General features: G+C 43.7%; 1 protein-coding gene. It reads right to left on the minus strand.

Annotated elements, in window-relative coordinates; genetic code table 11:
• Window positions 1-1,997: HYR domain-containing protein (locus tag Q0951_RS17015; RefSeq protein ID WP_299339528.1), on the minus strand; the 1,997-nt coding region annotated here is incomplete at both ends.

Below are 1,997 nucleotides of genomic sequence, written 5' to 3' on the forward strand. Positions count from 1 at the left end.
GTCTCGTAACATTCTGTTGCAGGTTCTGCAGGTTGCGTACCTGTGATTTCCCAAGCACACGTCGTGTTATTAAACGTCGCCGTCTCGTAACATTCTGTTGCTGGTTCTGCAGGTTGCGTACCTGTGATTTCCCAAGCACATGTGGTATTATTAAACGTCGCCGTCTCGTAACATTCTGTTGCTGGTTCTGCAGGTTGCGTACCTGTGATCTCCCAAGCACACGTCGTATTATTAAACGTCGCTGTCTCGTAACATTCTGTCGCAGGCTCTGCAGGTTGAGTACCTGTGATTTCCCAAGCACATGTGGTATTATTAAACGTTGCTGTTTCGTAACATTCTGTTGCAGGTTCTGCAGGTTGAGTTCCTGTGATCTCCCAAGCACATGTGGTATTATTAAACGTAGCCGTTTCGTAACATTCTGTTGCAGGCTCTGCAGGTTGTGTACCTGTGATTTCCCAAGCACACGTCGTATTATTAAACGTTGCAGTCTCATAACACTCTGTTGCAGGCTCTGCAGGTTGTGTGCCTGTGATTTCCCATGAACAAGTCGTGTTATTAAATGTAGCCGTCTCGTAACATTCTGTTGCTGGTTCTGCAGGTTGTGTACCTGTGATTTCCCATGAACAAGTCGTGTTATTAAATGTAGCCGTCTCATAACATTCTGTTGCTGGTTCTGCAGGTTGAGTTCCTGTGATCTCCCAAGCACACGTTGTGTTATTAAACGTAGCCGTCTCGTAACATTCTGTTGCAGGTTCTGCAGGTTGAGTACCTGTGATTTCCCATGAACAAGTCGTGTTATTAAATGTAGCCGTCTCGTAACATTCTGTTGCAGGTTCTGCAGGTTGTGTACCTGTGATTTCCCATGAACAAGTCGTGTTATTAAATGTAGCCGTCTCGTAACATTCTGTTGCAGGTTCTGCAGGTTGTGTACCTGTGATTTCCCAAGCACATGTGGTATTATTAAACGTAGCCGTCTCGTAACATTCCGTTGCAGGTTCTGCAGGTTGTGTACCTGTGATCTCCCATGAACAAGTCGTATTATTAAACGTAGCCGTTTCGTAACATTCTGTTGCAGGCTCTGCAGGTTGAGTTCCTGTGATTTCCCAAGCACACGTCGTATTATTAAACGTTGCAGTTTCATAACATTCTGTTGCAGGCTCTGCAGGTTGAGTTCCTGTGATCTCCCAAGCACATGTGGTATTATTAAACGTAGCCGTCTCGTAACATTCTGTTGCTGGTTCTGCAGGTTGAGTTCCTGTTATTTCCCAAGCACATGTGGTATTATTAAACGTAGCCGTTTCGTAACATTCTGTTGCAGGCTCTGCAGGTTGAGTTCCTGTGATCTCCCAAGCACATGTCGTATTATTAAACGTAGCCGTCTCGTAACATTCTGTTGCTGGTTCTGCAGGTTGAGTTCCTGTTACTTCCCAAGCACATGTCGTATTATTAAACGTAGCCGTTTCGTAACATTCTGTTGCAGGTTCTGCAGGTTGCGTTCCTGTTATTTCCCAAGCACACGTCGTATTATTAAACGTAGCCGTTTCGTAACATTCCGTTGCTGGTTCTGCAGGTTGAGTTCCTGTGATTTCCCATCTACAAGTTGTATAATTGTATGTTGCAGTTTCCCAACATTCTAATCCGGTAGGAGCATCCTGTAAGTTTACTGTTACAACAGCTATACAAGTATCTACATTTCCGTTGGTATCAGTAACTGTAAGCGTAACGTTGTTTGCACCTTCATCAGCACAAGTGAATGTCGTTTGAGATGCAGATATTGAGGCTATTCCACAATTATCCGAAGACCCATTATTAATTTGAGAAGCTGTAATTGATACGCTTCCTGCGGCATCTAATTGAACCGTGAGGTTCTGACATACGGCAACAGGATTTTGGTTGTCAACGATAACATTCACATTAAATGATGCTGTATTTGTATTTCCAGAATCGTCAGTTACAGCATAACTAATTATTGTTGTTCCTGAAGGAAAAACATCTCC

The sequence above is a fragment of the uncultured Psychroserpens sp. genome (genome assembly GCF_947501425.1).
Classification (GTDB): Bacteria; Bacteroidota; Bacteroidia; order Flavobacteriales; family Flavobacteriaceae; genus Psychroserpens.